This is a genomic window from Paenibacillus sp. S150 (assembly GCF_019352175.1).
GTDB lineage: Bacteria > Bacillota > Bacilli > Paenibacillales > Paenibacillaceae > Paenibacillus_AQ.
In genome coordinates this window covers 1-24,674 of the sequence record NZ_JACBYI010000044.1, presented here as the reverse complement: position 1 = coordinate 24,674, position 24,674 = coordinate 1, and the positions used below count along the sequence as shown (strand labels likewise).

The window sequence follows — 24,674 nt, the reverse complement described above, 5'->3', positions numbered from 1 at the left end:
GAGACAGCCGCTTCCAGTTTATTGAAGCGGACTGGCCAGCAGACTGAGCTCGGGGTTATTATCCAAGGCTTCCTTGCAGTAACCGCAAGTCACCTTTACCGTAATCTCGCCTTCTGAATCATACGCTATGATATCTCTGCGCTCCGCAGGGGTCAAGGAATGAAGGCCCAACTGCATTTCTGTAATATCACTTCTATCAATGCTTCCCAGAAATGTCCGGCAGTGCCTGCATACATAGTTTATTGCCATCTATATGCCTCCTGAAGGTAGTATATACCTTCAGTATGCCCCGCCTGAATTGGCTTTAGCCTAAAGGGAAATCAACATCACTTGAGAATCAGCCATTGAATTTGGCCATGGTCTGCTCAAATGTATGCTTCAAGCTGAACTCCAGAGCCTCACAGGTATCCCGGATCATCGTTCCCAGCTTGTCTCCATCCTTTTTAGGAAAGGCGGAGAGCACATAATCAACGATGGCAAAACCGGGCTCAGGCCGGGATATCCCCATCCGCACACGGTTGAAGCTTTGGGTGCCCGTATGCTGTATGATGGATTTAATACCGTTATGCCCGCCGGCGCTTCCCTGGTAGCGCAGCCGGACTTTGCCGATTTCCGTGTCCAAGTCATCATATACCACAATCATATCTTCAAGCTGTACTTTGTAATAATCCATATAGGCACGGACGGCTTCCCCGGAAAGATTCATAAAAGTCATCGGTTTGAGCAAGACAGCTTTGACCCCGTCTATCACGCCCTCACCGATAACGGATTTGCATTTGTTCTGATTAAAGACTATACCGTGCCTGGCCGCCAACTCGTCCAAAGCCATAAAGCCGACATTATGTCTCGTTTTGGCGTACTGCGGTCCGGGATTCCCGAGTCCAACAATCCATTTCATGATGAGGCTATCCTTTCCTTCATGGCGCTCCTCGGCAGAGGCGTTCCGTTTTTGGTACAATAAGTGTATATTCCGAAGACAGGTGATGAAACATGCTACATCAGGGCGAAATCTTAACGCTGCAGCGCCATTTTCAGTACCACATCCAATATGCTGTGCCTGTTGAGGTCTATAGAGGCAACGTGCACGTTGACATCGGTATGGTGACCGCTGTGGATGAAGGCTTTGTTGAGCTGCAGGGAACGCTCTATAACCGCAGCCTGTTCACCTTCATCTCGCGACCAGGGTACTAAAGCGGCTTTCGCATTACGCCGACAAGGGTTACATCTTCCGCTTGCGGAGGTGTAACCCTTTTTCTAATATAAGGAGTTATAGGTTCCACTTCATGAATCATCCTTATATTTCTCGCTGAAACAGAAGCCGCCTCCTGCAGAGAGCGGCGAAGCCGTTTCGTGCTTGATATCCGGGCGGTCTATTCGATTTCGAACAATTTGCTGATCGACAGCTCTTCATGAACGCGGATAATCGCCTCGCCCATCAGTGGAGCTACGGATAGGACCTTCAGCTTGGAGGTCGGGTTGCTGCTGCGGATTGGAATGGTATCCGTCACGATAATTTCTTTGATTGGAGAGCTTTCCAAACGTTCATGTGCAGGGCCTGACAATACCGGATGGGTACAGCAAGCATACACTTCCTTCACGCCGCCTTCCATCAGTGCATTGGCTCCCAGGACAATGGTTCCGGCTGTGTCGATAATATCATCGATCAGAATCGCCGTTTTGCCCTCGATATTACCGATGATGTTCATGACCTCACTGACATTCGGCTCCGGACGGCGCTTGTCGATAATGGCCAGCGGCGCGTTGAGGAAATCGGCAAGCTTTCTTGCCCGCACAACACCGCCATGGTCAGGTGACACAACAACCGGGTTCTGAATCTGCTTGGAGCGGAAGTATTGGGCCAGAATCGGAACACCCAGCAGATGATCCACCGGAATGTCGAAGAAGCCTTGAATCTGCATCGCGTGAAGGTCCATGGTAATGACGCGGTGTGCCCCTGCTTTTTCAATCAGGTTCGCTACCAGCTTGGCCGTAATTGGATCGCGGGAACGGGCCTTACGGTCTTGACGCGCATATCCATAGTAAGGAATAACCACATTGATGCTCTTCGCGGAGGCGCGTTTGAGCGCGTCTACCATAACCAGAAGCTCCATCAGATTATCGTTAACCGGACCACAGGTGGACTGTACAATATATACGTGACAGCCGCGAACGCTCTCAGACAGCTTGACCTGAATCTCCCCGTCACTGAAGCTTGTCGTATGGGATTCACCCATTGGAATACCGATATAATCGGCAATTTGACTGGCCAGCTTAGGATTGGAATTGCAGGTAAAAATCTTTAGTTTGGAATCGCAATAAGTCATAAAATAAAACCCTCCGTGACGGAATTTAACTTCCAAGTGGCGCCGGCGCGGATTTGCGGGTCCGTCCGGCGCTTTGGCTCCTGGCGCTCTACGATGGACTCGACTGGTCTTTCTTTGCTTTGGCCCGGGAGCGGATCTTCTCGGCATAGCCCGGCTTGTTCTCCTGCCTTGATCTGGCAATAGCCAGATCATTCTCCGATACCGAACGTGTAATAGTCGATCCGGCAACGACAAACGCACCCTTGCCCACTGTTACAGGAGCCACAAGGTTCACATTGCTTCCGATAAAGGCATTATCGCCAATTTCGGTTCGTGATTTATTATAACCGTCATAATTAACGGTAATTGCCCCGCAGCCCACATTTACGTTCTTGCCGACAGCTGCATCGCCGATATAGCTTAAATGGGATACCTTGGAGCCGTCCCCGATGCTGGCATTCTTAACTTCCACGAAATCGCCGATTTTGACCTCTTCGCCAAGCACTGCACCTGGACGTAAATAGGCAAAAGGCCCGACGGAGGCTCGTGCGCCGACTTGAGCCTGATTCAGCACGGAATGCTTGACTTCTGCACCGTTCATGATCACGCAGTCTTTAATCTCACTGGAAGGTCCAATCACACAATCTTCCCCAATTGCCGTCTTTCCCTTCAGGATGGTACCCGGATAGAGGGTGGTATCCGATCCTATCGTCACACCGGCAGCAATATAGGTTGAAGCAGGATCAATAATGGTTACACCATTCAGCATATGCCGGCGGTTGATGCGCTGGCGCATCAGGCTCTCCGCTTCCGACAAGGCCAAACGGTCATTAACGCCAATAGACTCCGCAGCATCATGAGCCTGATATCCCAAAACGATATCCCCCTGTGCCCGGAGTATGCCGATAACATCGGTCAAATAATATTCCTGCTGGTTGTTGCTGTTCGTGACCTTCTCCAGGGCTGCAAACAGCTTAGCATTATCAAAACAATAAGTCCCCGTGTTGATCTCGTCCACAGCAGCTTCCTCAGAAGTGCAATCCTTCTGTTCCACAATCTTCAGCACGCCGCCGTCTTCACCGCGAATAATTCTTCCGTAGCCTGCAGGCTGCTCCATGACGGCTGTAAGGACGGTTGCAGCCGCGCTCTGGCCTTCATGCAGGGCCATAAGCCCCTCCAGCGTTTCCGCTGTTATGAGCGGTGTATCCCCGCAGATCACAACCGTTGTGCCTGCTTCGCCGCCGAGAAGATCTTTAGCCTGCTTCACTGCATGGCCTGTACCCAGCTGCGTTTCCTGAAGCACATATTCCGCATCCTGGCCCACATAGGCTTTAACTTCCTCTGCGCCGTGTCCGACAACTACAACGGTGCGCTGGCATCCGGTCGCTTTTACTGTATCAAGTACATGCCCAACCATCGGTTTGCCGCAGACGGGGTGCAGCACTTTATATAATTTAGATTTCATGCGCTTGCCTTGACCTGCAGCAAGTACAACAGCCATCCTTTTCAAGAATGCCAACCTCCTACTTCTTTAGCTCACTACTGAATATATCTCATTCCGGGCAAAAAGAAAAGAGAACCATGAAGGCATGGTTCCCTTTTCTTCGAACCCCAATAAAAAACGGCATGGCCTTGAACCACCCAAGAGGGCAGCCGTCCTTCAGAGTTAAGCGCGTACAGCTTACGCTCCCTCCTCAATGACCTCTTCTTCTTCAGTAGCGGCGCGATCATACTCGGCCAGAACCGCAGATTGAATCTTCTCGCGTGTTCCCGAAGAAATCGGGTGTGCGATATCGCGGAATTCCCCATCCGGTGTACGCTTGCTGGGCATCGCAACAAACATCCCGTTATTACCATCGATGACGCGTATGTCATGAACAACAAACTCGTTATCGATTGTAATGGATGCGATTGCTTTCATTCTCCCCTCAGAGTTGACACGGCGGAGTCTGACATCCGTAATTTGCATGTGTGTGTTCACCACCTTTTTCCATCAGAGACTTGGTGTATAATTCCACACAGCAAAGCGAATTCCTTCTTTTTGATTCCATAAAATGCCTGATTAAGCAGATTATTTTTGTCATTCCATCGTTTTCGACACATTTCGTGCAGTTCTCTGTGTTTTCCTCACCGATTCGACATTTTACCCAGTATTGTGGATGTGGGATTATCCAAGCCTTAAAGAGGAGAAATAATTCCCCGGATGTGCGGATATGCGCCGCCCCTTGGAATCAACTTCGCTTAACTTCACCAGCGACACATAGTCATGCAGCAGGCGCTCTTCCGTCTCGACCGCACCCGATTCAACCAGTACACCTACACCGGCGACCTCGGCATTGAACTCTCCCAGCAGATCAACCATGCCGCGCACGGTTCCCCCTGCCTTCATGAAATCATCTACAATCAGCACCCGGGATTTCTCCCGCAGGGCCCGTCTGGACAACGACATCGTATGTATGCTCTTATGTGATCCCGAGACATAGTTGATGCTTACAGCGGAGCCCTCCGTCACCTGATGGTCGCGCCGAACCAGTACTACCGGCAGCCCAAGCTGCGCAGCCGTGGCATAAGCCAGCGGAATGCCCTTGGTCTCCACGGTCATTACCACATCAATCTCCACACCGTAGAAGGCTGTAGCGATGATCTTGCCGGCCTGCTCCATCAGTGAAGGGAGCCCAAGGAGATCAGACATATACAGATAGCCGCCGGGCAGTATCCGGTCGCTTTGCTCCAGTTGGCCGCACAGGCCTTCTACGAAGGCAAGCGCCATGTCTGTAGGAATCCGCGGAATATAGCGCACACCCCCGGCCGCACCGGCCAGTGTCTGCAGCTCGCCCATGCCTTCGCCTTCAAATACCTCTTTTATAATAGCCAAATCTTCACTGATGGATGACTTTGCTGCCCCGTATCGGTCTGCAAATGTAGACAGCGGCAGGAGATCATGCGGTTTCTCAAGCAAAAATTGGGTCATGTCTACCAAACGTTGGCTTCTTTTAAGTTTCTTCACGGAATGCTCCTCGCCAAAACCGAATATTATTAAAAATAATATCACTTTTGTACGGATTTATACAAGCATGGCGATCCCTTCGATCACCTTCAAATAGCATTTATCTAGTTCAGCGAACGCACGGCGTATACTTCCTTGCAGAATCCGCGCAGCCCGTTATATATTCTGGCTACCTTGGATTGCTTCGACACCAGGCCGAACACCGTCGGCCCGCTGCCGGACATAAGTACGCCATCGGCGCCGAGCTTCACCATAGCTTCCTTCAGCTGCTGCACCTCCGGGTGCAGCTTCAGCGTGACATCCTCCAGCACGTTGCCCAGCCCCGCGCAGACGGCGGCGAAGTCGCCGGCGGCGATAGCCTCCTGCATCCGGGAGGCTGATGGATGCACGGCGATGCTGCCCGCGCGCACGCGTCCATACACCTCCGCCGTCGAGACATTGATCGGCGGCTTGGCCAGGACGACCCAGCACTGCGGCGGACTCTGGATTGGAGTCAGCTGCTCGCCTCTGCCCGTGGCCAGGGCAGTGCCGCCTGTGACGCAGAACGGGACGTCCGAGCCCAGCTCGGCGCCCAGTTCCTGCAGCTCCTGCGCCGGAATGCCAAGGCGCCAGAGCCGGTTCAGGCCGCGCAGTGTAGCTGCGGCATCACTGCTGCCGCCGGCTAAGCCGGCAGCAACCGGAATTCTTTTGTCCAGATGAATATGTACGCCGCTCCTCACATTATAACGGTCTTTAATAAGCCTGGCAGCCTGAAAAGCCAGATTTTTCTCGTCCAGCGGAATATACCCGGCCTGGCTTGAGATGATAATCGAATCCCGCTTCAGCTCGGACAGCTCCAGACGGTCCGCCAAATCAACCATGGTCATTATCATTTCCACTTCATGAAAGCCATCCGCGCGCTTGCGCAGTACATCCAGCATCAGATTGATTTTGGCCGGCGCTTTTTCATACATTTTCAAGGCGTTCACCCACCCTCAGCTTTTCCCGTAAAAACAACTTAACATATTATATGAGAAACTTGTAACGAAGTCCATTAACAAAAGTTCAGCGCAGGCCGAAAAGGGCGCCGCCTTCATGGCAGCACCCGCTCAAGCCCTCTGATTGTGTGATCCTAATTACGATTTCTTCGCTGCCTGTTCCGCGAGCTGAATCGCTCTTTTTACCATATTTCCGGCATCCTGTGCCCTGATCCCGCCCCATCCGTCGCGTTCTACCGTCTCATAAAAACCCAGTTCCTTGGCCAGCTCCGTCTTCAATTCCTCTGACATCATGCCCCGTTTTCTGCGGCTCATTAAGCAATTCCTCCTTGAGAATAGTGGATGAAGAGATTGTTGCTGCTTTAGTATGCTGCCAATAAGGAATAGCCATTCAGCCAATGACAAGTGGAAACGGCTTCGCCGTCCTTATAAGGACGGTATCCGTTTCAGCGAGAAAGATAAGGCTAATGTATAGCGCGAAACATATAAGTTCTTATCTTTTAACAAAAAACAGCCTCCCTTAAGGGAGACTGTTCATAAACCATTAAGCCTTAATATACATAATCCGCATCTGCCCATCATCTTCACAAACTGTGATTTCCACAGATTCAGTAAGTATATCGGCATAGCTGTAGGAGACTCGCTTGAAGGTTTGCTGCTCCTGATCGAGTTTGACAATAAATACAGAAGGGTACGTTTCTTCCAGGACACCGGTGCGTTCAACGGTTTTACGACGGCCACCGTTTGCACGCAACGTGATCTTATGACCGACGTGAGCTTCGAGACTGCGTTTAATTTCCAACAGCGCATTATTAGCCATTGCCTGACGACCACCTCTTTCCTTGTCCATTATACAACTTTCCACACACATTGTCAAATCAAATAAATAATTATAGATGATGATAAAAACGTTGTCAACGGATTTTTTTTAACGGGAAGAGATGCCGCCTTTGATTCCTTGTTAGCGGCAATACCCCGTTTGACTAAGCATGAGGGCAGGAAGCCTCTCCAGACAGAAACGGCTATGCCCTCCTTTTGAGGGAAGCATTGTTCAGCCAGAAATAAAAGGAGCGTCTGGCGTAAAACACCAACTCCTTTATAATTCAGCAAAAAAGCCCCACAAAAGCGGGACTTTTCTTAGATGTTCTATCCGCAGGATTGACAGCTACATTATCACGGAGGGTGCTACCTTCAGGGTAGACAGATTCTGCAGGCGGGGCATACCGATGCGGAAGCTGCCGCGGGTCTCGATTCCGCCCAGCCCCTGGCTGCCGCTGATGGTATTGTTCAGCACATCCCCCAGATTGACGGATTCCCGGATGGAGGTAAAAGATGCCTTTGCCGCTATATATACCGGGTCCAGCGCATGAATCAATATTCTTCCGGGCGAGCTGGCGAAGTTGGCTCCCGCTCCCAGCAGTGCTTCGAAATGCGACTGGCAGGCTCCCGCCACAATAGTCAGCGTATCAAAATTCCGCTCATATTCCCGGGCGACCTGGATCGCTGCGACGAAGTTCTGCGAATTTTTATAGCTGTTCAGGCTGTAGAGATCATAAGTATGCTGCTGCTTGAGCACTCCATCGTGTCCGGTAATGACTACAATATCCGGACGCACACGCGGCAGCAGGCGGTATAGCGTTTCGGCCATCTTCGACTCATGGATATGATGCCCCTCGGCGGGTATCCGCAGCTGCTCGTATAGGCTGAGGCTCTTCTTCAGGTATAGCGCATCGCCATCCAGATGCAGCACTTTACCCGGCACTTCAAAGTAGGCCGCCTCCTTGGGAGACTGGGGCCATACCCCGGAGACACTCTCCCCGCTGCGCTGGCTCTGCTCCTGCCGGTCTTTGCGCAGCCGGGTTAAGGATTCCGTGGCTTTAATCTGCGCCTGCTGCCCCCGCTCGGTAATGCGGGTGGGAGGCACCTGTACCAAGTCGTCCAGCGGGGCATCCGCCAGCAGACGGAATTCTGTGCCCTTGATTACGGCCCCGTTCTGCACTATATTCTCCACCCGGAATGTCACATCGCCACCGTAAGATTTACGAACGACCAAGTCTCCTAAATTCATTTCAAACACCACCTCTACCCCATCGTATGGGCAAAGGCCCCGGTTGGTTCATAATCGGCGGTGTTTTTGCCTAAACGATTCCGGCAGCAAGCAGCACCGCGCTAAGCCGGGCATACTCTTCAAGGCTCAGCGTTTCTCCGCGGCGGCTCGGCTCGATCGCCGCCTCAGCCAGCAGAGACTCCAGGCGCTCCCGTCCCTCTTCCGGAAAGAAGCGGGCTTTGAGATTATTGGCAATGGTCTTGCGCCGCTGGGTAAAGGATGCCTGTACAACTTCGAAGAAATGCTTCTCATCGGCAACCTCTACCGGCGGGCGCTCCCTCACCTTGAGCCGGATAACGGCCGACTCCACGTTCGGCTGTGGAATGAAGACCGTACGCGGAACGATGCAGACCAATTCCGGCTCGCTATAATACTGGACTGCAATGCTCAGACTTCCGTATTCCTTGCCTCCCGGTGAAGCCGCCATGCGCTCGGCAACCTCCTTCTGGATCATCACTACAATGTTGTCTAGCGGCAGCTTCTCCTCCAGCAGCTTCATGAGTATCGGCGTTGTCACATAATACGGCAGATTGGCAACTACACTTACTTTCTCGACAGCAGCAAAATCCTCGGCAAAGAGCTCCTGCAAATTCACCTTCAGCACATCATCGTTGCGGATCTTCACATGCGGATAGGAAGCCAGTACATCCCGCAGAATCGGAATCAGGCGCCGGTCAATCTCAACTGCCGTTACCGCTCCGGCTGCGATAGCCAGTCTTTCTGTCAATGCGCCAATGCCTGGTCCAATCTCCAATGCGCCGCCTGACTGATCCAGACCTGCTGCGTCCACAATTTTGTCCAAAATATTCTGGTCGATCAGGAAATTCTGGCCCAGGCTCTTCTTGAATGAGAAGCCGTACCGCTGAATGATTTCCTTGGTGCGTACCGGGGATGAAATATTGTTGTTGCCGCTCATGAAGTAATGCCTCCCTGATCAATTTGCACGAGGGCATTCGAAAATTCCTCCCGTGTAATGCCAAACATCGCCAGCCGCTTGTACAGCTGCTTGCCGTTGCAGTAACCGATTCCGAGCAGATTGCCCAGCGCCATTCTCCGCTCCGCCGCCCGGGGATGAACCATCATCCCTGCCGCCATCAAATCCTGCATTCCAATCAGGGCCGGAGCCCCCTCAAAAGAGGTGTGCACATGTTCAAGCGCATGACGGATTGCTTCCGGGGAGGCATTTTCCACTCCAATATCGCCTTTGCGGGTAGCATCCTTTTCGGGAATGAAGGCATGCTTGCAGCCCGGCACCTTCGATGAGACGATCTTACGGATCCGTTCACCGGCGTGATCGGGATCGGTAAGAATAATAACCCCTCTGCGTTCCATAGCCAGCGCAATCTTAGCGATGACCCTGCGGTCGACGGCTGAACCGCCGGTCTCAATGGTGTCGGCATCCACAGCCCGCTTAATGGCAACCGTATCGCTTTTGCCTTCCACAACGATTAATTCCTTGATCATTTTCTTGACTCCTTACTCTGCAACGCAAAAAGAAGAGGATTCGCTCCCCTTCTTTTTGGCTAAAGAATAGTATAAGTGATGAGCGGCAGCTCTGTAATTCCGTAACAAGTTCCTGAGAATTCCTTAAGTGCTACCCCCATTATATCTTATAAACCGTTAATTTGCAAAAGATCTGCCGTCTAATTCAGCTCCGGCTTCACAGGCCCAATCACATAAATCGTACGTGATTTACGGCCAAAGTTACGGGCATGGCTCAGTGAATCGTAATAGACGTCCACCTTGTTGCCTTTGATGGCACCGCCGGTATCCTCTGCACGGCGAAACCCTAATCCCTCAATGTACACCCACCAGCCGATAGGTATTACATTCGGATCCACAGCAATTGTCCGTCCTTCCGTTACGCGTGTGCCGGAAGCCGTACGGGTACCGATACCCGGCTCTTCTGATGAATAGGCCGTCATGGATACATTTTTGATTATTTTCTTATACTCGAAATCAACGCCCGCTTTGCTGGCAACATTATTGCTTTTTTCGCTCACTTTCGATGATTTGGAGGTGGTTGTGGAATTGGAAGTTGCAGTAGTGGCTACAGCAGCTTTCGGAAGCGCTTTGGTGCCAACGGCAATGATCTTGTCTTTGGTGACCGTCTGTACTTCCTTGCCAACCATACGCATGGATGCCAGCTCACCATCCTGGTATATTTTCTCGATGTGCTGGATCATTACGCCCGGTTTGCCTGCCTGTGCAACTCTTACGGTTCCCTTGGTCAGGGAGGGGTCTGCAGTCTTGATTATCCGGAAAGGCAGTTCAGTAGTTCGCTGAACAACCTGCTTGTTGATCCGGACAATTCTAATTTTCATATCTGCAGAAACTGCGGTGTCGAGCGAAGGATAAATCTTGTCGTAGCTCTCCAGGCTGATGCCCAGTTTATCAATCGCATGCCCGATGGTATCTTCAGTCGTGTACAGCGTTTTGGTGGTTCCATCCACAGTCAGGCTAATTGCCTGCGCACGGTTGATTACGACACGGTCTCCATCTTTTATTTCATCACTAAGGCCAATAGATAATGCATCATGCGGCTGCAGCGAAATTTGTTCTTTTGCCAGCACATCGCTGAGCAGCGCTTCCCGCGTCTCCAGCGTCTGTACTTTTCCGTCGATTACTAAAGTTATTTCTTTGATGCTTTGACCGTGTAAGTATAGCAGAATTACCAGTGCGATAATAATTGACGCCGCACCTGCAAGTGAAAGTACGCGAGGATTCACTTGCTTCAACCTTAATGCGAAAGACCTGCTGGATGATTGCGAATCATGGGATACTTCAGGTTGGAATACGCCCACTCTCTCCATCCTCCTTACATAGCCCCGTCGTCCAAGTTGTATAACAAAGGTGACTTTATCACTCTTGACGAAACTAGGTTTGAGATTGCACAGGATACGCCCGCATTGCTTCAGCGTTTCCTGCTCATGGATCGCCTGCTCGGCATAGCTACTCCAGTATTCTGTTATATAACAGTATGCTGGGAACATGCGCATTATTCGAAAACAAAAAAAGCCTAAAAAGAGTTCACAGAGGACTCTTTCGTGGCTCTCCGGGTGTCGAATACGCGGGAATGTTTATGCACGAGGTTTCCTCTCTTACTTGCGCTTACGGGGTTAGCTGTCGGGTTCGGGCATAAGAGAGACGCCCTATCTTAGGTCACCCGCTCACGGCGGTTGCCCTTGAATTCACCCCAAAGACCACGTAAAGAATCAAATAATGTCTGCGGCATTTCTGTGTTGTACTCTATGTACGGACATGCGGCAGGCCATTATTGGTTCCCCCGTTCTCCATACGGAGACTCAGCGAGACGATCCATGAAATAGTGACTGTCACAGTAACAACAGCTCACTTCACTGAAAAGATGATATCCTGTTTTGATGCATGTTGTAAAGCACGATTCAACCACGTTTTTGCAAAAATATGATTAAAATATTGTAATAATCAGCTGATTTTATGTTAAAAAAGTTTAATATATCGGATATACTTCTTTTTTCACCTGTTTTTCTCCCGTTTTCAGACTATCCCAAATCGTTCCAGCGCGTTCGCATACGTAATTTCAGCCAATTTATGTAAATCAATCCCTTTTATTTCCGCAGCGGCCTCGGCCACAAGCTTCACGTGAGCACTCTCATTTCGCTTCCCGCGAAACGGGTGAGGGGTCAAATATGGGGAGTCGGTTTCAATCAAAAGCCGGTCCATTGGAGTCTGGGCGAGCACCTCTTTGGGAACCCTGGCATTCTTAAATGTCACAGGTCCGCCGAAGGATAGATGAAAGCCGAGATCAAGGCACATTTTGGCTGTTTCCCAGCTTCCGGAGAAGGAATGCATGACGCCTCCTACTTCACCCGCCTTCTCTTCCCGCAGGATCCGCACTACGTCCTCGTGGGCATCACGGTTATGAATACAGATTGGCATTTTCAGTTCCCGGGCTAAGCCAATTTGTTTGCGCAGCACCTCATGCTGTACCTCTTTGGGAGAAGTATCCCAGTAATAGTCGAGTCCGATTTCCCCGATAGCCACCACTTTTTTATGGCTGCACAGCGAAGCGATCCAGTCCAGATCTCCTTCTTTCATATCTATAGCGTCCACGGGATGCCAGCCAACAGCTGCATAAATAAAATCATAGGTTTCCGCCAATTTCATTGTCGTTGGAATCGTTTCCCGGTTGAACCCGATATTAATCATTTTGGCGACTCCAGCCTCTAAGGCCCGGGCAATAACCTGCTCCCGGTCCTCGTCGAATTGCGGAGCATCCAGATGGGTATGTGTGTCGAATAAGCGCATGCTGCATCATCCTTTCAGGCTTGTTTTCTATGATGAATTCCAGAAATTTTTGTATTATTTTGCAAAGATCTCAGCAATGGAGACAGGCAGCTGTGTAAGCGCCCTCTGCAGTTTATCCTGTGGAAAATACAGGTGATACCGGCCGCGGTGAATTCCGCTGATGGAACGGACAATATCGGATACCTCTGAGATTTCCCTCAGATTGTCATGCCGGTCCAGCAGTAAAATTTGCTTGCTGTCAAAGCCCTCTCCCGGACGAAATACATCATAAGGGAGATCTGTCGGAAAATCAATTTCCAGGTCATAATCAGGATGCAGTCCCGCTCCGGCAAAACTGCGGCGGATTTCGTCAATCGTCTCGGAATCAAGATGGTCCATTTCCACATATTTATACAGTTTACGATGAATAAAACGGCTGCACAAGTCGCTTAAGGTTTTGTCCCTTTCCAGTGTCCACTGCATAAAAGCCGTTTGGACCAAGGCCTCATCGAGCAGCAAATACTGTTCTACATCAACCTCTCCGCAGAAAAGATCAGTCAAGGGATTAATCATGAAACGGAAAGAATAGCCTTCCTGGAAAAGCTCTTTCGCCCTGCGGAATATCTGGCGCAAAATAATTTCAGAGCTGCGCGTAACCGGATGAAAATAAACCTGCCAGTACATCTGGTAACGCGACATTAAATAATCTTCAATGGCATGCATGCCCGATTCTTTTACCACAACCCGCCCGTTATACGGACGCAGCATCCTTAGAATACGGTCGATATCAATCGTCCCGTAGTTCACCCCGGTATAATACGCATCACGCAGCAGATAATCCATGCGGTCCGCATCCAGAGGACCTGACACCAGGTTGACGACGATTTCATGCTCGTAAGTTTTGGCGATCACTGATGCAACCTTGCGCGGGAAATCTTCAGCCACATCACGCAGAATAGCGGTGATTTCCGTATCCTCCTGTATGATCCTGCAGGTCCAGTCTTCATGATTCATTTCAAAAGCTTCTTCTATAGAATGAGAAAACGGCCCATGCCCCAAATCATGCAGCAGTGCCGCACATAAAGTGAGCAGATTCTCCTCCGGCATCCAATCCTTGTAGCCGCTCCGTTCAAACTGGGAGATGATGCGCCGTGTAATTTCGTAGACGCCCAGTGAATGAGAAAACCGGCTGTGTTCCGCCCCATGAAAGGTAAGATAAGAGGTGCCTAGCTGGCGAATCCGCCGCAGGCGCTGAAATTCTCTGGTATTGATTAATCGCCAGATAATCGTGTCCTGAACGTGAATATAATTGTGAACCGGGTCCTTAAAAACCTTTTCTTCTGTCAGCGGCTGCTTCATAAGATCAACTCCTTTAGATAATATGATTAGAAATGGGTTGAAACAAAGGTTATAATAGTAGATGATGTCGTACTTTGTCGAATAATGACATTTTAGCGGTTTACAAATCGACAAATTACTTTTTTTGAATTTTCGTTGCATTTACGTTATTTATAAGGGCTACAAAAGTTTTTTTCAAAATTTTCTTAAAATTTACCGCAAAAAAGGTTGACTGTTTTGGGAATGGTTGGTATTATAAGTATCATAAAACGGTGAACATTGTCGAATAATGACGCTTTTGAACATTGAGAGGAGCAACGATTGTAATGATGAAATCAACAGGAATCGTAAGAAAAGTAGATGAGCTGGGACGGGTTGTTATTCCAATTGAATTACGCCGTACACTGGGCATTGGAGAAAAAGATGCGCTCGAAATTTACGTGGACGGTGAGCGGATCATGCTAAAAAAATATGAGCCTGCCTGTATATTCTGCGGCAACGCTGAGAATGTAACGTACTTCAAAGGAAAAATTGTTTGTCATGAATGCATTTCTGCCATCCCTACCCCTGTGACAAATTAAGGCGAATAGGTTATAATAAGAAATAATCAAATTGTTAATTCTAACCTTTTTATATCTCCTTGGCCTCCCGTTGTTGCGGGAGGTATTTTTTATGCTTTTTCACCCTCCCAAACCCTCCCTACAGGGAGGGCCCCAAGGGCTCCCGCCCTCTGGACACCCGGAAGGTTGTCTATTGTGTGGCCGCGCGTAAGAGAGTAATGGTGGCGGTGGACCGGCCCTCTTTCGGGCAAGCCCTCAGGGCCTTGCCATGCGGCGGGTTCCGCCATGGGCCATGCTTCTATGGCGGCTGCGCGGAGGCGCTCCCGGGCAGGCTGTGGAGCAGCATGGAGCGCTCTCCCTCCGGGAATCGCTTGGCGGCGGCGGTGCCGGGTCACTGTCGCGCTTGCGGGTACCGGCTGGGGTGCTGACTGGTGCATGGAGCAGCTGTCCCTCCGGGAATCGCTTGGCGGCGGCGGTACCGGGTCACTATCGCGCTTGGCGGGTACCGGCTGGGGTGCTGACTGGTGCATGGAGCAGCTCTCCTTCGGGAATTGCAGTGCAGCGTCCATCTGCCTCCAGTATATAGCCTTGGCAATTTTGAATAGCTGCACTCTATTCAGTTATTTCATACCAAAACCCCACATATCTTTATTTAATTGCATTCCATACACCTGCATCCAGAGAAATACTCCAAATTCACCCTTTACCCTATATATAAATGTACAAAATACATTTACAACTAATATAAGGAAAGATAACCTCCAAATAAATGTACAAATGTACAATTATTGCTTTCCCCTACTCGCCTATTCCCTCTCCAAGAGTGCATTGTAGATATCACGTTTGGCCAAGCCGCGATCTGATGCTGCTTTTTTCATAGCATCTTTACGTGTCAGCCCGGAGGTTTCATAGTGGGTTACATGCTCCCCGATATCAAGTTCACGCCACCAGGAGGATTCGGCAAGCTCTGCCTCCTCTTTGCTCTCGCTCTCCAGCACGATCACATACTCGCCCAGCGGTGGATGCTCTGACAGCCAGGCCAGGCATTCCTCAATACTCCCCCGTAAGAATTCCTCATAGCGTTTGGTCAGCTCCCGGGCCAGGACAATCCGGCGGTTGCCGAAGGCTTCCTGTAAATGAACCAGGGTCTTGACCACGCGATGCGGTGATTCGTAGAACAGCAGAGTTCCTTGCACAGAGCGGAGACCGGACAATACGGCACGGATATCCTTCCGTTCCCTCGGCAGGAAACCGATGAAAGTAAAGCTGGCTGTTGGCAAGCCTGAGGCAATCAAAGCTGACAACGCCGCATTTGCTCCAGGGATCGGGATCACCGGAATATTATGGCTGATGGCAAGTGCCACCAGGTCCGCGCCAGGGTCGGAAATGGCCGGCAGACCGGCGTCGCTGACCAGTGCCAAATTTTTACCTTCTATTATATAGCGGATCAGTTCGGGTCCACTGGCAGCCTTGTTATGCTCATGATAGCTGAATAGCAGCGAAGGTTTAATTTCGAAATGGCTGAGCAGCTTGCGGGTCTGCCTTGTATCCTCCGCGGCAATAATATCGCATTCCTGCAGCGTACGGACTGCACGGTAGGTCATATCCTCCAAATTGCCAATCGGTGTCGCTACCAGATATAAGGAGCCTGTTCCCTCTGGCTGATTTTCATTCTTCTTTTGAAAGCTGCTTTGACACGAGATCGTCATGATTTACCCTCTTTAGCTCCATAGTAGATGTCCAGAATTTCCGGACAGTATTGATTGTCCTCATTATATACGATCAGCGGAGGTTGTAAACGCACTTCAGGCCTGCCATCCCGCGCTGCTTCAATCAACACCATATTGGCCTCCAAATGAGCGCGAGGGTGAACAAAACGGATCAGCTTAGGCTCCAGCTTGTATTGTCTCATCAGACTGATGATATCAACCAGGCGCTGCGGCTTATGAACCATGCTTACCTTGCCGCCCGTGCGGACAAGCCTGACACAGGCCTGAATGACCTCCTCCAACGTGCAGCCCAACTCGTGGCGGGCCATAGCCTGATGTGAGTTCAGCTTAAGGTCGCTCCCATTGAGCGGCATATACGGCGGATTGACGGTTATGGCATCGAATACACCATATCCCGCGGTTTGGTGCAGTTCACGCAAATCGCCCTCATGAATGATTACCCGTTCCGCAAGGCCATTCATCGCTACACTGCGGCGGGCCATATCCGCCAGGCGGGGCTGAATTTCAATACCTTCGATAGAAGCCCTGGTCCGCGTGCTAAGCAGCATGGGAATTACGCCGTTGCCTGTGCACAGATCAAGCACCCTGCCCCGTGGGGGAACACTGGCGAAGCGCGCAAGCAATACAGCATCCATTGAAAAGCTGAACACCTCGTCGCTTTGGATAATCCGCAGATTGTGTGTCAGTAAATCATCTACCCGCTCTGCACTATGCAAAGGAACCGGCATATCGTTATAAGAATTCGTCATTGTACTCTCCTAAAAAGTTTTGCCTGAGCATAAGCTTCACGATATTACTTCGAAACAAAACTCGCTTCGGAAGCATACACTCCGCTAAATTCAAAAAAAACCGTAGGCGTAAATCTCCTACGGCTGGATTTCCTCATTTATTAAGAAACGAAAGGCAGAACAGGCAGTCACCCTCTGTACGCAAATGCCCGAAATAGACATTGCAGATGTGAAAGCCTTCATGATAGAGCCGGGCCAGATTGTCATAGCCTTCCCCGACAACCGCCTCTGTACCCTCGCTGGCGGCCAAAAGAGCTTCCGCTTCAGCAGAATGGGCAGCAGGATCCAAAGGTGCCTCACGCTTCAATATTTTCCGAAGCTGTTCATTCTCCAGACTCAGCCTTTGATTGGCTTCCATTAATTCCTTAACCGTCTGTTTCCAATCTCCGAGACTAGCGCGCATGCTTTCCATCTGCGCTTCCATCTCCTGCATGTGTGCAAATATATTTATCTTCTCCAAGTTTCCACCCCGAAAGTAACCTTATATGGTTTACTTGACGACAACATCATCCATTGGAAGTTCCTTAACTTTGCCCACTTCGAACAACTGCACATGAACCGTGCGGCTTCCGGCATTAATGCCTACAACTTTACCATCACCCAGTGAGGTTACGACAATTTTGCCTACCGCCGGCATTTCTTCCTTCGTACTTTCGTAATTATCATGCTCAAATTTCAAGCAGCACATCAGCCTTCCGCAAAGACCCGAGATCTTCGTTGGATTCAGCGATAGATTCTGATCCTTGGCCATCTTAATCGATACCGGCTCGAAATCGCCAAGCCAGGAAGAGCAGCAGAGCACCCGTCCGCAAGGACCAAGCCCTCCCAGCATCTTGGCTTCATCGCGTACGCCGATCTGCCGCAGCTCAATGCGGGTACGGAAAATGCTTGCGAGATCCTTGACCAACTCCCGGAAATCGACCCGCCCTTCAGCGGTGAAATAAAAGATAATCTTATTGCGGTCAAACGTAAATTCCACATCCACGAGCTTCATTTTGAGTCCATGATCGCGGATTTTATTTAAACAGGTGGTAAAAGCATCCTTTGCAGCACCTTTGTTCTCTTCCACCACGCGTGCGTCGGTCTCCCCGGCAATCCGCATGACTTTCTTGAGCGGCAATACAACATCTGCTTCCTGCACCTCTTTTTTCCCTACAACAACCTTACCGTACTCGACCCCTCTGGCTGTCTCCACAATGACGCATTGATCCCGTTCAATCGGAAAATCGAGCGGATCAAAGTAATATATTTTACCCGCTTTTTTGAAGCGGACACCTACTACGCTGTACAAAAATTAACCCCCTTGTTTGCCGGTAAAAGGAACCCTTAAGCAAGTCCGCTCCTGATGATCCATGCTTGTCCTTCCTCATCCGTTAAACCCATACTTCCAGGCTGAAGCGTTGATCCGGAGGATATATCAAAACTAACCCTTTAACTTTCCAGTCGGATTAGGAACTGCTCCAGACACAACTGGGCATTAGCGTTGGAACGAAGCTTACGCTTGCTCTCCGCAGCAAATTCCATGTAGGCCACCCATTGTTCCGTGCTCCGCTGACGGGCATGTCTGGAAATGAAGTCTAACTGATCTATAAAAACGATACTTTCGTGCTTTCGGTACAGGAAGTACAGCATATCTTTGAACCATAAGTGGAACATGCTGAACAGGACATCCAAATGTTCACCGAGACCGGTCTTGAACAGCTTCTGCCCAGCGGTGGCTACCGCGGAGCTGCCCTTGCCCAATGACTCCTTCGCTAATTGTAACACTAGATTTCTCATTTCTGCAAACCAATTCTGTGCCAAAAGTTCCCTGCAGCCATCAAGTCCCGAAGTCAGTGATACCGCGCACCGTGCCAGGGGTACCGGAACCCCTTCACTTGAGAGTGCCTGAAGCATAATATCCGGATGCAGCGGGCTAAAGGGGATGCGCTGGGTTCGTGACTGGATTGTCGGCAGCAGGGAACTGCTGTTGTCGGAAATCAGAATGCCCACCGCAGGTGCAGGAGGCTCCTCCAGAAACTTAAGCAGACTGTTTGCGGCCTGAACCGTCATTTTGTCTGCTCCTTCTATAATATACACCTTGGGATTAACACCCTCTGAGCGGTAAGAGAACATGCGCTGCAGCTCGCGGATCTGATCAATCTTGATGCTTGCCCCGTCAGGCTTCAGCAGCGACAGATCCGGATGATTGCCATGCTCTACCTTGCGGCATTCCAGACATTCCCCGCAGGCATCATCTTCGCAGGCTGTACAAAATATAGCTTGGGCGAACATCAGCGCTGTCTTCATCTGACCGCTGCCGGATGGACCCGTGAACAGATAGGCATGGCTTACAGCATCCTTGCGCAGAGCGTTTTGAAGCAGGCGTTTGGCATCCTCCTGGCCTAATATATCATGAAAAGACATACATTCCTCCAAGTCTTTTAAAAAGAAAGGTTAATCAGCATACCGCGGATTTCTCCGACACGCCCCAGCAGATCAATACGGCCCTGCTCGCTCTGCAGCAAATCATCGGCCAAATTCAACAAGGCGGCATCAATTTCCTCCAGCAGCTTGTAGCGTTTGCCGCGACCACGACGGTCCCAGCCTTTGGTTTCCTTCAGAATGACACCGCGGCGGGCAGTTTCCTCAAGAAACTTCTTAATCATATTGCGGTAAATTGCCAGCTCGCGGACAGTCATAGACTTGGCAAGGCGGTCACCCTGCTGCTGGATATCTTTAATCTTCTGATTCAGCTCATCCATGGTTTTCTGTTCGCCTTGCTGCTGGAAAATATCGGTGAATGTTTTTGGCTGGACAGGCCTGCCTGCTCCGGCTGTTGGCAGCTCACTTTTTAAGGGCCTGTAGCCCGGGTTGATTTTCAAAGGTATCTACCACCCTTTATGTGTATTGCATCATATTATACTCAATAATGCTCAAAACGATCGACAGGTAACACAAATACTGTGGCTCCGCCCACTTGAACCTCTACGGGAAGCGGCAAATAAGAATCGGTCGTACCGCTCATCGGGGTCACGGGAGTGACGAGCTGCTCGCGCACCTTGCAGCTGTTGCGAATAACTGTTAACACGGAATCCACCTGCGAGTCGTCCACACCAATCATAAATGTAGTGTTGCCTGCACGCAGGAATCCGCCTGTACTGGCCAGCTTCGTTGCACGGAAATTTGCTTTGACTAATTCACTTGACAACCGGTTACTGTCCTTGTCCTGGATAATTGCAATGATCAGATTCATCTTCGCTTTCCCTCCTAAAAGTTTTATGAGCTTGGCTTCCTTAATCCGCTTCATACAAAGCTGGCCCTGGAAGCATTAGCTTAGTTTTATTGTACACTTAAGTTATATTAGACAAAACGCCCTAAAAATCCTTTAATATCCGATCTTTCAGCGTCCGGACAATATCCTGCTCCACCATATGAATGGGCCGGTTGGCATCGAGAACCACAATCCGCTGCGGATCGGACTTTACAACCTGCTGATAGCCTTCCCTGACCTTTTGGTGAAAAGCCAGACTCTCCAAATCCAAACGGTTGACTTCTCTGTCCTGATTGGCGGCAATTCGCGACAGCCCGACCTCCGGGTCCACATCAAGGTAGAAGGTAATATCCGGCTTACGGCCGCCGGTGGCAAACTGATTGATGCTCCTTACCGCCTCGATACCCAATCCTCTGGCGTAGCCCTGGTAGACCAGGCTGCTGTCAACGAAGCGGTCGCACAGTACCGTCAGCCCTTCTTTGAGTGCAGGCTCGACCACCTCTGCCAAATGCTGGCTCCGGGATGCTGCATACAGCAGCGCTTCTGTCCGCGCATCCATCGCGGTATGGGCCGTGTCCAAAATAATCGAACGGATTTTCTCGGCAATTTCAATGCCGCCAGGTTCGCGGGTAATCAGGTAGGGCATGGAATGATTCTGCAAATATGCTGCCACTCTGCCCAGTACCGTTGTTTTTCCGGAGCCTTCGCCTCCCTCCAAAGTAATGAAGAAACCTTCCCGTGCCACTTATGCGTCTCCGCCCTTCTTTATATTGTAGACCAGAATCTGCCGTAAAGACGGATCCGCACAGGCCTGAAACCTGGCTCCGCCCTGGCTAAGGCTGATTAACCGGCTGCAGATGTCTTCGCTTATCCATTCCCCTGTATAAAGAAGCGGAATTCCTGGCGGATAAGGAATAACCATCTCGGCCGCCCTCCTGCCAGCACTATATTCAAGTCTTATACTTTCGGTTTCCACAGCGTCAACCGGCTTCATTGAAAATAACACAGGTGCGGAAAATAAATTATCGTGCAAATTGTTCCACGTGGAATTATTTGCAGAAACGGTAGGCTGTCCTTTCATTGTTTCGGCGTTAAGGCACTGCGGCGACTCCTGCCCGGTTATATCGTCCAGCAGACCCGCAGGCTCATCTGGTGTCTCTGCAGCTATCTCCTGCAGCGCATCCAGCAGCAGCTCCGTATCCTCCGCCTTCGAGCCTAGGCTGAAGGCGAGCACCACGTGCCGGCCGTCACTCATTTCCGGCACAATGCCTTTCTCTTCGAGCCTGCGCTGCAGCTCGAAGCCTCCCAGGACCCCGGCGGCGTCATATATGACCGCCTTGAAGGGGTCCTGGGTACGATACGCCGCCATGCCCTGCGGCGGCGTATCTGCGGCGGCGGCTGCACCGGCGCCGCCGCAGGCAGGCTGCAGCGGCTCTGCCGGCTGCAGCAGCCTGAAGCGCGGCTGTGCGGCCAAGCCGCGCCGCAGCACGTCCACGGCGGCCAGTCCCGCCGTGAAGGCACCGGCGCGCTGGCTATGCACCAGCCGCCGGGCCAGATCGAGCGAAGCCATCACGGGGTAGGATGGGCTGGAGCTCTGCACCATGGCGAGCCGCTGCCGCAGCAGCGCGCGGTCAAGCCATGGCCCCTGCACATGCAGCATGGCGCCCATGGTCAGCGCCGCCAGCATCTTGTGCGTGGACTGCACTACGCCGTCCGCGCCGCACATCAGCGCCCCTGCAGGCAGCGCGGGGTGCTGTCCATAGTGCGCCCCGTGCGCCTCATCCACCAGCAGCGGAACGCCGCTGTCGTGGCACGCTTGTGCGAGGGGCGCAAGATCGCTGCCCATGCCGTAATAGTTCGGCATGGTGACCAGCACAGCAGCGGCTTCAGGGTAGGCTGCAAGAGCAGCCTGGACCGTCTCAACCGCCGGAGCAACCGCCAGTCCGCTCAAGGGATCAATCATCGGCTCCATAAAAACAGCTCGCACCCCTGCTAGCATCAAGCCATGAATAACTGATTTATGAACGTTCCGCTGAAGAATGAGTGTCATTCCCGGTTCGGGGCACACCGTAAGGATCAGCGCCAAATTACCGGCAGTGCTGCCGCCTACCAGAAAAAAACTCTCCTCTGCCCCAAAACAATCCGCCGCCAGCTCTTGCGCTTCTTTGATTACTCCCTCCGGATGATGAAGATCATCCGTTCCGGTAATCTCCGTCGCATCGTGCCCCATCACCTCGCTTAAGAATCCGGCATTGCCTTGCCCGCGATAGGCTTCACCGTTCTTATGGCCAGGCACATGGTATGATATATCGCCCTTAACTCTATATTGTTCCAGCATCTCATATACAGGCGCCCTTCCAGGCTGCAATCTGTCCATCTTTTCTTCCTTCCCTGGGGGTTACCTTCTATTTTAACGCAAATATGCCCAAACGCCTATATTTCAGCTAAAAAGCCTCTCTGCATAACAAAACAGCTTCTCCCGTAAAAGCACAGGGAAGCCGCTATATTGTGTAATGCTTTTTCTGATCCAATGTCTGCTTCTTAATACGCCATCATTAAAATTCGCCATGCCGTTTCATTCAGGCGTTCTTTTGCAGATCGATTTTCTTCATCCGGCCCACGAAAAAGCGGTACTTGGCATCCTCAGCCTCCGTACGCACCATTTCCGCCTCACAATCCTCACAAATGAAATGCGAAACAATCACAATTCCTTCTTCTTTCATCTGCCCGCAGATGATGCAAGCCTGCTCGGTTTGCTGTTCCATTACCATCCCACCTTGACTCTTTTAAGAACAGTATGCTACACCTTCTATCATTTTAAACCTTTTCATAGATTTTTCCCATCCTTCATAGCCTAAAATATATATATTCAGTGGCCGCCCAAACGGTGATTATCATCTGCGGAGTTTAACAAAACACCTTTACCCGCCGATATTAGTAACATAAGGACTTGCGGGGAGGTAAGGGCTTTCTTATGGAAGCAAACAATAAAGGCTCAGCTACATTCTATCAATACAAACTAATCAAGAAAATCAATACTACCGCTGCCTGGCTGCGTATTTATATGGCGCTACCTGTTATCTGTATTGTTTTTGAAACCATTTTTCTCTCTTGGTGGAGTATCTTATTCATGATTATTGCTGCCCCGGTTGCTCTGTGGATTCAATACGTGATTTCACGTTCTGTTCTGCTGATTTCCGGCCATCCTATTGCTAAGCGGTGGAAAATGTCATTTCGCCTTCCATGGCTGGGTTATATGCCCGATCAATACATTAATTATGGTATCTTCCGTAAAGTACAGCTTCATAATTTCTGGATCGGCCTTTGCATCGCGGCGCTTTTTATCGTCTGGGCACCGCCGGCATTCACCGTTTCTTTGGCCGCTTGCCATCTCTGGGTGCTCCTGCCCCGGCTGTATACGTTGTTCCGTCTGCACCGCGAAGAAAAAGACGGCATGCTGAAGTTCAACACAACCGACGCCTCCTATTATGCGCAATAGCAATCTCAGCTTTATACATATAAGCCTAGCTTCGGCTCTTGACAGCATAAATAATCGCCATCCTGAGTAGGATGGCGATTATTTATTTACTCTTCAGCCCTTTAATGGAGGCCTTCTTTTCCTTGGGGATCATCACTATAAAGTAACCATTATGCACGGTTAAATGTACAATCATTCCATCCTTTTGATAAACGCGGGAATTTGTCGAATCTTCATCCTTTTGCTCTTCCCATCCCCAAGCTTCAATAGCCTCCTGATAGGGCTCAGGTACGCCTTCCTTCTCCTTAAGCTCAGGCATGGAGTAGCGGACGTAATCCATAGCCACATTCGTAGTCGTCCGGTCCGTAGAATTAGCTTCTTTAGGCACCGGAAAGCTTTTCTCATTGAGAGCACCTTCAAAAGCATCCCAGGCTGGCTCCTTCGTTCCACAACCAACCAGCATTACACCAACTATGCAAAGAATAAATAATATCCATAAAGGTTGGGTTCGCTTCATACCTTAAATCCTCCTTACCCCTACCATGCATCTAAAGACGCAAGAAAATTCAAAGTTAGAATTTATGAGTAGTTCATTCGTATTAAGGATGTGCTTAATATTTGCACTTTACTATTATACTTGGAACACAGATTGCGTCGGTAACAAAAATGTCACTCGATTGAAAGCGTTTTATTTATCCTGTTTCTTTTTTCTTACTTATAAAAACTAGATGCACAACACAAAAAAGCCATTGCCGATTGCTCGACAATGGCTCGGTGTGCTTGGCGGCGTCCTACTCTCCCGGGACCCTTCGGTCCAAGTACCATCGGCGCTGGAGGGCTTAACGGTCGTGTTCGGGATGGGTA

30 protein-coding genes, 1 rRNA gene and 1 riboswitch are annotated in these 24,674 nt (G+C 50.4%); of the genes, 4 read left to right on the top strand and 27 right to left on the bottom strand.

Translation table 11 applies throughout. The annotated features are described in order from the left end of the window. Positions 1-18: 18 nt before the first annotated feature. Both fin and pth read right to left on the bottom strand, forming a co-directional pair. Positions 19-249 carry an anti-sigma-F factor Fin gene (gene fin / locus HYD27_RS26640; protein WP_219220310.1) on the bottom strand — a complete coding sequence of 77 codons (231 nt, stop codon included), beginning with the start codon at positions 247-249 and terminating at the stop codon, positions 19-21. A gap of 88 nt (positions 250-337) precedes the next feature. Then, a complete protein-coding gene (pth, locus tag HYD27_RS26635; RefSeq protein ID WP_219220308.1) occupies positions 338-898 on the bottom strand; it encodes an aminoacyl-tRNA hydrolase in 561 nt (186 codons plus the stop codon). 92 nt (positions 899-990) lie between these two features. On the opposite strand from pth, the gene HYD27_RS26630 reads away from it, so the two are divergent. Further along, positions 991-1,191, top strand: a complete 201-nt coding sequence (locus tag HYD27_RS26630) for a hypothetical protein (RefSeq protein WP_219220306.1) — start codon at positions 991-993, stop codon at positions 1,189-1,191. Positions 1,192-1,370: 179 nt separating this feature from the next. Here HYD27_RS26630 and HYD27_RS26625 read toward each other — a convergent pair whose 3' ends face one another. The 13 genes from HYD27_RS26625 to HYD27_RS26565 all read right to left on the bottom strand — a co-directional run bounded on the left by HYD27_RS26625 (position 1,371) and on the right by HYD27_RS26565 (position 14,022). Next, positions 1,371-2,324, bottom strand: coding sequence for a ribose-phosphate diphosphokinase (locus HYD27_RS26625; protein WP_219220304.1), 954 nt, complete (start codon positions 2,322-2,324; stop codon positions 1,371-1,373). An 88-nt stretch (positions 2,325-2,412) separates the two neighbouring features. Continuing rightward, positions 2,413-3,813 (bottom strand): bifunctional UDP-N-acetylglucosamine diphosphorylase/glucosamine-1-phosphate N-acetyltransferase GlmU, encoded by a 1,401-nt coding sequence (gene glmU, locus HYD27_RS26620; protein ID WP_304623813.1) that lies wholly within the window; start codon positions 3,811-3,813, stop codon positions 2,413-2,415. Positions 3,814-3,984: 171 nt separating this feature from the next. Further along, complete coding sequence (gene spoVG / locus HYD27_RS26615) at positions 3,985-4,272, bottom strand: septation regulator SpoVG (protein WP_020425826.1); 288 nt, start codon at positions 4,270-4,272, stop codon at positions 3,985-3,987. A 198-nt stretch (positions 4,273-4,470) separates the two neighbouring features. After that, entirely contained in the window at positions 4,471-5,310 is an 840-nt protein-coding gene (purR, locus tag HYD27_RS26610) for a pur operon repressor (RefSeq protein ID WP_219220302.1), read from the bottom strand. A 104-nt stretch (positions 5,311-5,414) separates the two neighbouring features. After that, entirely contained in the window at positions 5,415-6,269 is an 855-nt protein-coding gene (gene ispE / locus HYD27_RS26605; protein WP_219220300.1) for a 4-(cytidine 5'-diphospho)-2-C-methyl-D-erythritol kinase, read from the bottom strand. 156 nt (positions 6,270-6,425) lie between these two features. Continuing rightward, positions 6,426-6,602, bottom strand: a complete 177-nt coding sequence (locus tag HYD27_RS26600) for a small, acid-soluble spore protein, alpha/beta type (RefSeq protein WP_219220297.1) — start codon at positions 6,600-6,602, stop codon at positions 6,426-6,428. A gap of 229 nt (positions 6,603-6,831) precedes the next feature. Next, positions 6,832-7,107: a biofilm formation stimulator Veg gene (gene veg, locus HYD27_RS26595; RefSeq protein WP_019914493.1), complete on the bottom strand. Its 276-nt coding sequence runs from the start codon at positions 7,105-7,107 to the stop codon at positions 6,832-6,834. A gap of 345 nt (positions 7,108-7,452) precedes the next feature. Then, the gene (gene yabG / locus HYD27_RS26590; protein WP_219220295.1) at positions 7,453-8,355 is read right to left on the bottom strand and encodes a sporulation peptidase YabG; all 903 of its coding nucleotides are present in this window, start codon (positions 8,353-8,355) and stop codon (positions 7,453-7,455) included. 70 nt (positions 8,356-8,425) lie between these two features. After that, entirely contained in the window at positions 8,426-9,310 is an 885-nt protein-coding gene (gene rsmA / locus HYD27_RS26585) for a 16S rRNA (adenine(1518)-N(6)/adenine(1519)-N(6))-dimethyltransferase RsmA (RefSeq protein ID WP_219220293.1), read from the bottom strand. Then, complete coding sequence (gene rnmV, locus HYD27_RS26580; RefSeq protein ID WP_219220291.1) at positions 9,307-9,858, bottom strand: ribonuclease M5; 552 nt, start codon at positions 9,856-9,858, stop codon at positions 9,307-9,309. The genes rsmA and rnmV overlap by 4 nt, the downstream gene beginning before the upstream one ends. Positions 9,859-10,037: 179 nt before the next feature. After that, positions 10,038-11,198, bottom strand: a complete 1,161-nt coding sequence (locus HYD27_RS26575) for a resuscitation-promoting factor (RefSeq protein ID WP_219220289.1) — start codon at positions 11,196-11,198, stop codon at positions 10,038-10,040. Between the two features lie 289 nt (positions 11,199-11,487). Beyond that, positions 11,488-11,715: riboswitch (cyclic di-AMP (ydaO/yuaA leader) on the bottom strand. A 198-nt stretch (positions 11,716-11,913) separates the two neighbouring features. Then, positions 11,914-12,684, bottom strand: a complete 771-nt coding sequence (locus HYD27_RS26570) for a TatD family hydrolase (RefSeq protein ID WP_219220287.1) — start codon at positions 12,682-12,684, stop codon at positions 11,914-11,916. 54 nt (positions 12,685-12,738) lie between these two features. After that, the gene (locus HYD27_RS26565; protein ID WP_219220285.1) at positions 12,739-14,022 is read right to left on the bottom strand and encodes an HD domain-containing protein; all 1,284 of its coding nucleotides are present in this window, start codon (positions 14,020-14,022) and stop codon (positions 12,739-12,741) included. Between the two features lie 305 nt (positions 14,023-14,327). Between HYD27_RS26565 and HYD27_RS26560 the strand changes: the two genes are divergently transcribed. Beyond that, positions 14,328-14,582: an AbrB/MazE/SpoVT family DNA-binding domain-containing protein gene (locus HYD27_RS26560; protein ID WP_019914502.1), complete on the top strand. Its 255-nt coding sequence runs from the start codon at positions 14,328-14,330 to the stop codon at positions 14,580-14,582. A 247-nt stretch (positions 14,583-14,829) separates the two neighbouring features. After that, positions 14,830-15,147, top strand: coding sequence for a hypothetical protein (locus HYD27_RS26555; protein ID WP_219220283.1), 318 nt, complete (start codon positions 14,830-14,832; stop codon positions 15,145-15,147). A 220-nt stretch (positions 15,148-15,367) separates the two neighbouring features. Here the strand turns inward: HYD27_RS26555 and rsmI are convergent, their stop codons facing one another. The 10 genes from rsmI to HYD27_RS26505 all read right to left on the bottom strand — a co-directional run bounded on the left by rsmI (position 15,368) and on the right by HYD27_RS26505 (position 23,097). Further along, entirely contained in the window at positions 15,368-16,270 is a 903-nt protein-coding gene (rsmI, locus tag HYD27_RS26550; protein WP_219220281.1) for a 16S rRNA (cytidine(1402)-2'-O)-methyltransferase, read from the bottom strand. Continuing rightward, on the bottom strand, positions 16,267-17,040 hold the full coding sequence (locus tag HYD27_RS26545; protein ID WP_219220279.1) for a tRNA1(Val) (adenine(37)-N6)-methyltransferase: 774 nt from the start codon (positions 17,038-17,040) through the stop codon (positions 16,267-16,269). Before HYD27_RS26545 ends, rsmI begins: the two co-directional genes overlap by 4 nt. A gap of 133 nt (positions 17,041-17,173) precedes the next feature. Then, complete coding sequence (locus tag HYD27_RS26540; protein ID WP_219220277.1) at positions 17,174-17,539, bottom strand: initiation-control protein YabA; 366 nt, start codon at positions 17,537-17,539, stop codon at positions 17,174-17,176. Positions 17,540-17,569: 30 nt separating this feature from the next. Then, positions 17,570-18,370 carry a PSP1 domain-containing protein gene (locus HYD27_RS26535; RefSeq protein WP_039305726.1) on the bottom strand — a complete coding sequence of 267 codons (801 nt, stop codon included), beginning with the start codon at positions 18,368-18,370 and terminating at the stop codon, positions 17,570-17,572. Between the two features lie 140 nt (positions 18,371-18,510). Then, entirely contained in the window at positions 18,511-19,485 is a 975-nt protein-coding gene (gene holB, locus HYD27_RS26530) for a DNA polymerase III subunit delta' (RefSeq protein WP_219220275.1), read from the bottom strand. A gap of 17 nt (positions 19,486-19,502) precedes the next feature. Beyond that, on the bottom strand, positions 19,503-19,943 hold the full coding sequence (locus HYD27_RS26525) for a YaaR family protein (protein WP_219220273.1): 441 nt from the start codon (positions 19,941-19,943) through the stop codon (positions 19,503-19,505). 41 nt (positions 19,944-19,984) lie between these two features. Further along, positions 19,985-20,314 (bottom strand): cyclic-di-AMP receptor, encoded by a 330-nt coding sequence (locus tag HYD27_RS26520; RefSeq protein WP_219220270.1) that lies wholly within the window; start codon positions 20,312-20,314, stop codon positions 19,985-19,987. A gap of 121 nt (positions 20,315-20,435) precedes the next feature. Further along, positions 20,436-21,077 carry a dTMP kinase gene (tmk, locus tag HYD27_RS26515; RefSeq protein ID WP_219220268.1) on the bottom strand — a complete coding sequence of 214 codons (642 nt, stop codon included), beginning with the start codon at positions 21,075-21,077 and terminating at the stop codon, positions 20,436-20,438. Further along, positions 21,078-22,709: an aminotransferase class I/II-fold pyridoxal phosphate-dependent enzyme gene (locus tag HYD27_RS26510; RefSeq protein WP_219220266.1), complete on the bottom strand. Its 1,632-nt coding sequence runs from the start codon at positions 22,707-22,709 to the stop codon at positions 21,078-21,080. 202 nt (positions 22,710-22,911) lie between these two features. Further along, positions 22,912-23,097 (bottom strand): sigma factor G inhibitor Gin, encoded by a 186-nt coding sequence (locus tag HYD27_RS26505; protein WP_020427902.1) that lies wholly within the window; start codon positions 23,095-23,097, stop codon positions 22,912-22,914. A gap of 209 nt (positions 23,098-23,306) precedes the next feature. Between HYD27_RS26505 and HYD27_RS26500 the strand changes: the two genes are divergently transcribed. Then, positions 23,307-23,831, top strand: coding sequence for a hypothetical protein (locus tag HYD27_RS26500; RefSeq protein ID WP_219220263.1), 525 nt, complete (start codon positions 23,307-23,309; stop codon positions 23,829-23,831). 82 nt (positions 23,832-23,913) lie between these two features. On the opposite strand, the gene HYD27_RS26495 is transcribed toward HYD27_RS26500, so the two are convergent. Both HYD27_RS26495 and rrf read right to left on the bottom strand, forming a co-directional pair. Next, on the bottom strand, positions 23,914-24,327 hold the full coding sequence (locus tag HYD27_RS26495; RefSeq protein ID WP_219220261.1) for a hypothetical protein: 414 nt from the start codon (positions 24,325-24,327) through the stop codon (positions 23,914-23,916). A 261-nt stretch (positions 24,328-24,588) separates the two neighbouring features. Beyond that, positions 24,589-24,674 (bottom strand): 5S ribosomal RNA (rrf, locus tag HYD27_RS26490); the annotation flags it as partial.

Coding starts and splice junctions, on each gene's coding strand:
- HYD27_RS26625 (WP_219220304.1), bottom strand. CDS start 2,324: ATGACTTATTGCGATTCCAAACTAAAGATTTTTACCTGCAATTCCAAT.
- yabG (WP_219220295.1), bottom strand. CDS start 8,355: ATGAATTTAGGAGACTTGGTCGTTCGTAAATCTTACGGTGGCGATGTG.
- HYD27_RS26495 (WP_219220261.1), bottom strand. CDS start 24,327: ATGAAGCGAACCCAACCTTTATGGATATTATTTATTCTTTGCATAGTT.
- holB (WP_219220275.1), bottom strand. CDS start 19,485: ATGTCTTTTCATGATATATTAGGCCAGGAGGATGCCAAACGCCTGCTT.
- HYD27_RS26500 (WP_219220263.1), top strand. CDS start 23,307: ATGGAAGCAAACAATAAAGGCTCAGCTACATTCTATCAATACAAACTA.
- rsmA (WP_219220293.1), bottom strand. CDS start 9,310: ATGAGCGGCAACAACAATATTTCATCCCCGGTACGCACCAAGGAAATC.
- HYD27_RS26560 (WP_019914502.1), top strand. CDS start 14,328: ATGATGAAATCAACAGGAATCGTAAGAAAAGTAGATGAGCTGGGACGG.
- HYD27_RS26555 (WP_219220283.1), top strand. CDS start 14,830: ATGCGGCGGGTTCCGCCATGGGCCATGCTTCTATGGCGGCTGCGCGGA.
- HYD27_RS26505 (WP_020427902.1), bottom strand. CDS start 23,097: ATGGAACAGCAAACCGAGCAGGCTTGCATCATCTGCGGGCAGATGAAA.
- fin (WP_219220310.1), bottom strand. CDS start 249: ATGGCAATAAACTATGTATGCAGGCACTGCCGGACATTTCTGGGAAGC.
- veg (WP_019914493.1), bottom strand. CDS start 7,107: ATGGCTAATAATGCGCTGTTGGAAATTAAACGCAGTCTCGAAGCTCAC.
- HYD27_RS26510 (WP_219220266.1), bottom strand. CDS start 22,709: ATGGACAGATTGCAGCCTGGAAGGGCGCCTGTATATGAGATGCTGGAA.
- HYD27_RS26600 (WP_219220297.1), bottom strand. CDS start 6,602: ATGAGCCGCAGAAAACGGGGCATGATGTCAGAGGAATTGAAGACGGAG.
- pth (WP_219220308.1), bottom strand. CDS start 898: ATGAAATGGATTGTTGGACTCGGGAATCCCGGACCGCAGTACGCCAAA.
- HYD27_RS26570 (WP_219220287.1), bottom strand. CDS start 12,684: ATGCGCTTATTCGACACACATACCCATCTGGATGCTCCGCAATTCGAC.
- spoVG (WP_020425826.1), bottom strand. CDS start 4,272: ATGCAAATTACGGATGTCAGACTCCGCCGTGTCAACTCTGAGGGGAGA.
- rnmV (WP_219220291.1), bottom strand. CDS start 9,858: ATGATCAAGGAATTAATCGTTGTGGAAGGCAAAAGCGATACGGTTGCC.
- HYD27_RS26520 (WP_219220270.1), bottom strand. CDS start 20,314: ATGAATCTGATCATTGCAATTATCCAGGACAAGGACAGTAACCGGTTG.
- HYD27_RS26630 (WP_219220306.1), top strand. CDS start 991: ATGCTACATCAGGGCGAAATCTTAACGCTGCAGCGCCATTTTCAGTAC.
- HYD27_RS26565 (WP_219220285.1), bottom strand. CDS start 14,022: ATGAAGCAGCCGCTGACAGAAGAAAAGGTTTTTAAGGACCCGGTTCAC.
- rsmI (WP_219220281.1), bottom strand. CDS start 16,270: ATGACGATCTCGTGTCAAAGCAGCTTTCAAAAGAAGAATGAAAATCAG.
- HYD27_RS26545 (WP_219220279.1), bottom strand. CDS start 17,040: ATGACGAATTCTTATAACGATATGCCGGTTCCTTTGCATAGTGCAGAG.